We start from the raw sequence: 8,055 nt of genomic DNA, 5'->3' as shown, positions 1-8,055 counted from the left end.
TCAATTAACGTGTTAGTCACTCTTCAAGACTTTAACTTCAAATAATACTTTTTTGATAGTGTCTTGTGAGTGCCCACACAGATTGTCTGATAAATTGTTAAAGAGCGTTGCAACTTAATCTTTCGATTTGAACCACTTTAGGTTCTTGTTGCGAGGTGACGTATACTACGTTTTTCTTTCAGAAAGTCAAGTGGTTATTTTCAACTTATCTTTTTTTTTCACCTCACTGTCACCGGTGGTTATTTTTCAAACCTCACCACCGAAGCGGTTTGCCGTGTCAGTGGATGCGCATTATAGGGAGTCAGAGAATTCTGGCAAGTGTTTTATTACATTTTTATTTTGTTCGCGTTTTTTTTAGCCAAAAGTGAGTTCATAAGGCAAATAGGCGCTGCATACTGACTATTTCTACAGCAATTATTGATTTACTCACGTAATATAGTTATCTCAGAATAGGTATTGAGACGAATTATGGAATTGAGTCAGCAACAAACAGCTTCGAAAAAAAACCTTTCTTCTATTATCGCAGCAGATCTTGGCCAACAGATATTAACAGGTAGCTATTTACCGGATTCAATTCTTCCAAGTGAATTTGAGTTGTCCGAAAAATTTCAAGCCAGCCGAACAGCAATAAGAGAAGCAATTAAAATTTTAGCCGCAAAAGGTATGTTGTTAGCGCGCCCACGAATTGGAACTCGCGTGATGCCGTCGGCAAATTGGAATTTTCTCGATCAAGAGTTGTTAAATTGGTGGATTAATAGCGAAGAGCAGTCAGTCGTCATTACACATTTTCAAATTGTACGTCTCGCAATCGAACCGCAAGCTTGTTATCTTGCAGCCATGCATGCCAGCGAAGAACAAAAACAATCTTTACAGCTTTTCGCTAATGAAATGCTCTTACTTGCAAAAAATTTTGATAGGCAGCGTTGGGTAAAAGTGGATTATCTTTTTCATTTAACTATCTATGAAGCCTGTGCGAATCCTTTTTTAATTTCTTTTGCCAATTTGTTCCGGTCTGTTTATCAACGTTACTTCGATGCTATTACCATAAATGAAGTCATTAAAGTTGATATCCACCAACAACTCGCGAATGCCATAATTAATGGTAATAGTACTAACGCACTTGATTTCTGTTATAAGTTATTAAACATTACCCAAAAATAAACCTAACAAGATAACTACCCTCTATTGGGCTTTAACTTTTTAGATAGGTAACAAATGCTCAAAACAGCTAAGAATATGTCTGGCCTCCCGTGGATTGCTGCAATGGCTTTTTTTATGCAAGCGCTTGATGCCACCATTTTAAATACGGCTTTACCTGATATAGCCAAAAGTCTTAATCACTCGCCACTTGCCATGCAATCTGCAATTGTAAGTTATACATTAACTGTTGCATTGTTAATTCCGCTGAGTGGTTGGTTTGCCGATAGATTTGGTACTCGCCGTGTTTTTATTTTAGCTGTCTCATTATTCTCGTTAGGATCTTTGCTTTGCGCACTGTCACCTTCCCTTGATTTTTTAGTCGCGTCTCGCGTTATTCAAGGTGTGGGTGGTGCAATGATGATGCCAGTTGCACGACTCGCGTTAATTAGGGCCTACCCTAGAAGTGAATTACTGCCTATTTTGAATTTCGTCACGATACCCGGTTTAATTGGCCCTATATTAGGCCCACTCTTAGGGGGCGTATTAGTGACCTATGCTACTTGGCATTGGATATTTATTATTAATATTCCTATTGGTGTTTTAGGTATTTTTTATGCTTTAAAACATATGCCTGATTTTAAAATGCCAAAACGCAAATTTGATACACTTGGATTTATTCTTTTCGGCTTTGGATTAGTCATGTTATCCATTAGCCTAGATTTGTTCAGCGACAAATCACTTTCCAACTATATTCCTATATCAATCGTCCTAGGTGGTTTTCTTTTCTTACTACTTTATATTATTCATGCAAAACGAACTAAGCATGCCATTATTCCACTAAACCTATTTAAGACACGTACGTTTTCAATTGGTATCAGTGGTAACCTCGCAACACGTTTAGGAACAGGCAGTATTCCTTTCTTGATTCCCTTAATGTTACAAGTTGGTTTTGGGTACGAAGCTGTTGTTGCGGGTATGATGATGGCACCACTAGCAATTGGTTCGATCGTGGCTAAATCAGGTGTGACAAAAATTTTAACTAACTTTGGTTATAGAAAAACACTATTTCTTATCACCCTAATTATTGGCATTATGATTACACAGTTCGCTTTGCAATCACCTAATATGTCTATCTATTTACTTGTCATTCCTTTATTTATTTTAGGTATGGCAATGTCGATTCAATTTACTGCGATGAATACTATCTGCTTAGCTGACTTAACGGATAATAATGCGAGCTCAGGTAATAGTATGCTTGCCGTCACTCAGCAATTATCGATAAGTTTTGCAATTGCCGTGAGTGCGGCAATATTAAGTTATTACGACGCGCAGCCTAGTGGCAATACAATAGATAATTTCCATTACACTTTTATCACTATTGGTGTGATTACCTTAGTTTCTGCTTTTGTATTTTTGCTGTTAAGTAAAACGGATGGCGATAACCTTATTAAAAGCAAAGTTAAAGCCTCCACAGATTAACTTTTTTTAACAGACTGGCGCTCAATCAACTTGGGCGTTAAGACTAATACTGTTGCATCAGCTTCAGGATTATCCATCCTATAAATAAGTTGATTCACAGCCTGTTGGCCTAATTTATCTTTTGGCTGATGAATAGTCGTTAAGGGCGGGATCATATAAGGTGACAAATCTATATCGTCATATCCAATAATTGATATATCTTCAGGTACTTTCATTCCCTTACGGAAAATAGCTTGATAGGCACCTACCGCCATCGCATCATTACCCGCAAAAATAGCTTGTGGTGGGTTGGGTAGTTCAAGCAATTTATTCATGGATTCAAACCCGCCAGCAAATTCAAAATCACTGAAAATAATATACTCTTCATTTATAGTTAAAGAAGCCTGCTTCATAGCTTCAATAAAACCTAAGTGGCGAGCGCGTGCTGGCGATTTATCTTGAGGTCCTGCAATGCAAGCAATCTGAGTAAAACCCGCATCAATTAAATAACGAGTCGCAATTTCACCACCGAGAAAAGAATTATCCTGGATCACATCGCCACCAAACTCAAACGGCGACCAATCCATCATTACCGTAGGCACTGAGGGATAACGAGAGAATATGTTCTTTGATGGGCCTTGAACTTCAGTACACATAATCAGTAGGCCATCGACACGCTTTTGCAGCAAGGTTTCTAAACTATGATTCATACGCTGAAGATCGCCTTCAGTATTACATAGAATTAAACTATATCCACGCTCATAACAACTACGTTCCACACCTCGTACAACTTCGGCATAAAATGGGTTGTTACTTGTTGTTAGCAGCATGCCAATAGTGTTGGTGCGATTCATTTTCAAGCTTCTGGCCAACGCAGAAGGGGCGTAGTTTAGCTCTTCAATCGCATTATTAACTCGCAATGTAATACTTTCGCTCACATAACGATTTTGGTTAATAACATGAGAAACAGTGGATGTTGACACGCCAGCAAGGCGAGCAACATCTTTCATTGTTGCCACAATTAGTCCTATTGAGTTAAAAATTCATCAATTTCATTGCGCCACGGTACAGAGGGCTGAGCACCAGAGCGAGTGACAGCAATAGCTGCCGCAGCATGAGCAAAAATAATCGCCTCTTCATCAGCCTTACCTTCAAGTAGCGCAGTCACATAGGCCCCATTAAATGTATCACCCGCGGCAATGGTGTCTACGGCTTTTACTTTAAATCCAGGGATTATTTTTCCTTTAGCCCCTTGCTCGCTATACCAAACACCCCGAGCACCTAATGTAATCATCACTTTACTAATACCTTTTTGATGTAAAACTTCAGCGGCAGCTTGGGCTCCCTGCTCATCATTAACTGCAATCCCCGTTAAATATTCAGCTTCAGTTTCATTTGGCGTAATAATATCAACCAATGCTAATAATGAATCAGGTAATGATTGGGCAGGAGCAGGATTAAGAATAACTTTTGTATTATTTTTTTGTGCAATTTCAGCGGCCATTTGTACAGCTTCTAGTGGTGATTCTAGTTGCATGAGTACAGCATCAGCATCAATAATTTTTTGTTGATAATTAACGAGTCGATTGATGGTGAGATGCCCATTTGCGCCAGCGTGGATGCCGATAACATTTTCACCCTGTTGATTGACATAAATGAGTGCAACACCGGTTGTTTCATCTTTAATTGCATCGATACATTCAATATTAATATTATCTGATTGAAGCTGTTTTTTAACGTTAGCACCGATATCATCATCACCGACACAAGCAATAAATGTTATGTCAGCACCACTTCGACCAGCGGCAACTGCTTGGTTAGCACCTTTACCGCCAAATGCGACTTGGTAATGGCTGCCCCTCACTGTTTCTCCGGGTTGAGGAAAATGTTGAACATTCAAAATATGATCAGCATTAATGCTACCTAAAACCACCAGCTTAGCTGTACCCATAACATTTATTTCCTTTTGGCACTTTTGAACCACAAATCGATTATTAACAATTAAGTAAACCGCCGCTATTAATAACAGCGTAGTAACGACGGTAAACTCATCTTATTTTTTGATGACCAGCTCTAACTCTACAGGCACTGTTGGTTCAACTTTTTCGCCTTTTAAGACTTTATCGGCAATTTGAATTCCAACAATACCAATCTGATCAGGTCGTTGGGCAATCGTTGCGCCTAATTTTCCAAGCTCAACAGCTTTAATACCATCATTTGTTCCGTCAAATCCTACTACCAACACATCATCACGACCTGCTGTTTGTAATGCTCTTAATGCACCTAATGCCATTTCATCATTTTGAGCAAATACCGCTTGAACAGCAGGATGAGCCGTTAATAAGTTTTGCATTACATTCAGCCCTTTTGTTCTATCAAAATCGGCAGGCTGACTAGCTAATACATTAAATTTATGCTCTTTAGCACCAGTATTAAAACCTTCACCACGTTCACGCGCAGCTGAAGTCCCCGAAATACCTTCTAGTTGAATAACTTTTGCATCATTACCATTTTTTTGGGCAATGTAATCAGCTGCCATTTTTCCGCCCATACGGTTGTCGGAAGCAACATGACTGATAACATCGCCTTTATTTGCTGCGCGATCGAGGGTAATAACCGGGATTTTTGCTTTGTTTGCCATAAGAATGGCATTTCCTACAGCGTCAGAATCTGTTGGATTAATTAGCATCAATTTTGTACCGCGCACAGTTAAATCCTGAACGTTTGCTAATTCTTTCGCTGGATTGTCTTGAGAATCTAAAACAATTAATTCATAACCCAGTTTATCCGCTTCTTTTTGGGCACTGTCTTTCATCGTCACAAAGAATGGATTATTTAAGGTAGAAATAACCAATGCAATATTATCTTTCGCCATTGCATTCACACTCACTGTCGCACAAAGTGCCACAGCAGATAACAATGTTGCTAATTTATTTAGTTTCATAATAATTTTCCTGAAATATGTAGGGTATATCGGATTACATTACTTTTTATTATCAACAAGTACCGCAAGTAAAATCACAACTGCTTTAACAATCATCTGATAGTTTGATGAAATACCGAGTAAATTTAACCCATTGTTTAAGAAGCCAAGAATAAGCGCACCGATTAACGTTCCAACAATACGCCCTTTACCACCAGCAAGACTGGTTCCACCGAGCACTACAGCAGCAATAGCATCAAGTTCATATCCATTACCTGCCATTGGTTGAGCAGAAGAAAGTCGAGCAACTTCAATCACACTGGCTAATGCCGCTAATAAACCACACAGCGCATAAACCATGATTTTAATACGATCAACATTAATTCCTGATAACCGTGTTGCTGATTCATTCCCCCCTAACGCATAGATATAACGTCCTAAACGGGTGTGATGCAGTAAATACCATGCCGCAGCAAAAACAATGACCATTAACCAAATGGGTGTCGGAATACCAAATGGACGACCAATACCAAACCAACCAAATAATTCAGCATTATCAGTAAATCCAGTATTAATTGGGCTACCATCGGTATACACACGAGTCACACCGCGTAATAACAACATCATGACCAATGTGGCAATAAAAGCTTGAACCTTTCCTTTTGCTACAATAACGCCAGTACAGGCACCAATTGCAGCACCAAGAGCAAGTGCACCCGCGACAGCGACAAAAGCATTAACATCAGCGCCAACCATTGATGCAGCAACCGCACCAGTTAATGCCAAAAGTGAACCAACAGAAAGATCAATCCCTGATGTCAGAATGACTAGCGTCATTCCTACGGCCATAATGGCATTCACGGATGTTTGTTGAAGAATATTAAAGAAATTATTAACGGTAAAAAAATTAGGACTAAGTGTTGATACAATAGCAATTAAGACTAATAAAGCGATTAATGATTTTTGTTCCATCAGCCATGCTTTGCTAAACCAACGTTTTGATGATGCGGTAGTTGAACTCATACTGATAACTCCTGAACTGAGCCATAATTTTTACCCACTGCAGCAGCCATTAAGGCTTCCTGAGTTGCTTCTTTGCCTGTAAATTCACCACTAATATGGCCTTCATGCATAACCAAAATACGGTCACTCATTCCGATAACTTCAGGCATTTCTGATGAAACTAAAATGATGCTCAGCCCTTCTTTTTTGAATTGATTAATTAATTGGTAGATTTCTTTTTTAGCGCCCACATCAACACCACGTGTAGGTTCATCAAGGATTAATACCTTTGGTCTTGTCATCAATCCTCGAGCAATCGCGACTTTTTGTTGATTACCACCGGATAAATTACCGATAATTTGATCCATTGATGGGGTTTTAATATTAAATAAACGAATAAAGTCACCGACCGTTTGCTGTTCTTCGCCATGTTTAAGGCTACCGCCTGCTCGACTAAAATAACGAAGCGCGGTTAATGACATATTTTCTTTAACCGACATTCCAAGCACTAATCCATCACGCTTACGATCTTCTGAAATATAAACAATACCGTTGTTGAGCCCATCTTGTGGTGTTTTTAAGTTAACAGATTTACCTTCAAGATGAATTTCACCTGTTTTTTTGGTTGCTGCACCATAAACAATTTTCATTAATTCTGTGCGACCCGCTCCCATCAATCCAGAGATACCCAAAATCTCACCGCTTTTTAGTGAAAAACTTGCGTGAGTGACGCCAGGCCCTGACACATTATCAACCTGCAAACGAACCGCTCCCATAGGAACTTGGACTCTTGGATATTGGTCTTCAAGCTTACGGCCGACCATCATTTCGATTAAGTTTTCTTCTTTTAATTCGCTAACAGGTTTTTCACCAATGAATTGGCCATCACGAAAAACAGTAACGTCATCGCATATTTCAAAAATTTCTTTTAAACGATGAGAAATATAAACAATACCGCACCCTTGAGCCTTTAAGTCTTCAATCACACGAAATAAGGAAGCCGTTTCTGTATCCGTCAACGCATCTGTAGGTTCATCCATAATGATGACTTGCGATTGGAAGCTTAATACTTTTGCTATTTCAACCATTTGTTGTTCACCGATAGATAATTCGGCAATAATTTGATGGCTGTCATAATCAAGGTTGAGGCGTTTGAGTAATTTGTCTGATTCACTAAACATCTTTTTCCAATCAATTTTGCCAAATTTTCCGACAAACTCGCGACCTAAAAAAATATTCTCAGCAATCGTCAATTCAGGAATGAGGTTTAATTCTTGATGGATGATACCAATGCCAGCTTCTTGTGAACTTTTAGGACCATTAAAAATAATCTCTTTTCCAAGGTAACGGATCACCCCAGCATCTTTGTTGTAGATACCGGTTAAGACTTTCATCATAGTTGACTTACCCGCTCCATTTTCCCCCACCAGAGCCATCACTTTTCCTGGGTAAACTTTCAAAGCAGCACCAGAAAGCGCTTTTACACCGGGGAATGATTTATCAATTCCAATAAGTTCTAATAAAGGTTGCAT

7 protein-coding genes are annotated in these 8,055 nt (G+C 39.0%); 2 read left to right on the top strand and 5 right to left on the bottom strand.

Features of this window, described 5'->3' with window-relative positions; all coding sequences use genetic code 11:
- Positions 1 to 468 precede the first annotated feature (468 nt).
- On the top strand, positions 469 to 1,161 hold the full coding sequence (locus AAZR93_RS17400; RefSeq protein WP_294102573.1) for a FadR/GntR family transcriptional regulator: 693 nt from the start codon (positions 469 to 471) through the stop codon (positions 1,159 to 1,161).
- Between the two features lie 54 nt (positions 1,162 to 1,215).
- Positions 1,216 to 2,619 carry a multidrug transporter subunit MdtD gene (mdtD, locus tag AAZR93_RS17395; protein WP_434720543.1) on the top strand — a complete coding sequence of 468 codons (1,404 nt, stop codon included), beginning with the start codon at positions 1,216 to 1,218 and terminating at the stop codon, positions 2,617 to 2,619.
- On the opposite strand, the gene rbsR is transcribed toward mdtD, so the two are convergent.
- The 5 genes from rbsR to rbsA all read right to left on the bottom strand — a co-directional run bounded on the left by rbsR (position 2,616) and on the right by rbsA (position 8,055).
- The gene (gene rbsR / locus AAZR93_RS17390; RefSeq protein ID WP_434720542.1) at positions 2,616 to 3,617 is read right to left on the bottom strand and encodes a ribose operon transcriptional repressor RbsR; all 1,002 of its coding nucleotides are present in this window, start codon (positions 3,615 to 3,617) and stop codon (positions 2,616 to 2,618) included. The genes mdtD and rbsR overlap by 4 nt on opposite strands.
- An 8-nt stretch (positions 3,618 to 3,625) precedes the next feature.
- Complete coding sequence (gene rbsK, locus AAZR93_RS17385; RefSeq protein WP_434720541.1) at positions 3,626 to 4,549, bottom strand: ribokinase; 924 nt, start codon at positions 4,547 to 4,549, stop codon at positions 3,626 to 3,628.
- Positions 4,550 to 4,651: 102 nt separating this feature from the next.
- Positions 4,652 to 5,542, bottom strand: coding sequence for a ribose ABC transporter substrate-binding protein RbsB (gene rbsB / locus AAZR93_RS17380; protein WP_434720540.1), 891 nt, complete (start codon positions 5,540 to 5,542; stop codon positions 4,652 to 4,654).
- Positions 5,543 to 5,581: 39 nt separating this feature from the next.
- Positions 5,582 to 6,544, bottom strand: coding sequence for a ribose ABC transporter permease (gene rbsC / locus AAZR93_RS17375; protein WP_434720539.1), 963 nt, complete (start codon positions 6,542 to 6,544; stop codon positions 5,582 to 5,584).
- The gene (gene rbsA, locus AAZR93_RS17370; protein WP_336428682.1) at positions 6,541 to 8,055 is read right to left on the bottom strand and encodes a ribose ABC transporter ATP-binding protein RbsA; all 1,515 of its coding nucleotides are present in this window, start codon (positions 8,053 to 8,055) and stop codon (positions 6,541 to 6,543) included. The genes rbsC and rbsA overlap by 4 nt, the downstream gene beginning before the upstream one ends.

Source organism: Providencia sp. Je.9.19 (assembly GCF_051129765.1).
Lineage (GTDB): Bacteria > Pseudomonadota > Gammaproteobacteria > Enterobacterales > Enterobacteriaceae > Providencia.
This window is presented reverse-complemented; position numbering and strand designations above follow the sequence as displayed.

Bases quoted from the DNA above. Each gene is read 5' to 3' on its own strand.
- rbsK (WP_434720541.1), bottom strand. From the start codon at position 4,549: ATGGGTACAGCTAAGCTGGTGGTTTTAGGTAGCATTAATGCTGATCAT.
- mdtD (WP_434720543.1), top strand. From the start codon at position 1,216: ATGCTCAAAACAGCTAAGAATATGTCTGGCCTCCCGTGGATTGCTGCA.
- rbsB (WP_434720540.1), bottom strand. From the start codon at position 5,542: ATGAAACTAAATAAATTAGCAACATTGTTATCTGCTGTGGCACTTTGT.
- rbsC (WP_434720539.1), bottom strand. From the start codon at position 6,544: ATGAGTTCAACTACCGCATCATCAAAACGTTGGTTTAGCAAAGCATGG.
- rbsA (WP_336428682.1), bottom strand. From the start codon at position 8,055: ATGCAACCTTTATTAGAACTTATTGGAATTGATAAATCATTCCCCGGT.
- AAZR93_RS17400 (WP_294102573.1), top strand. From the start codon at position 469: ATGGAATTGAGTCAGCAACAAACAGCTTCGAAAAAAAACCTTTCTTCT.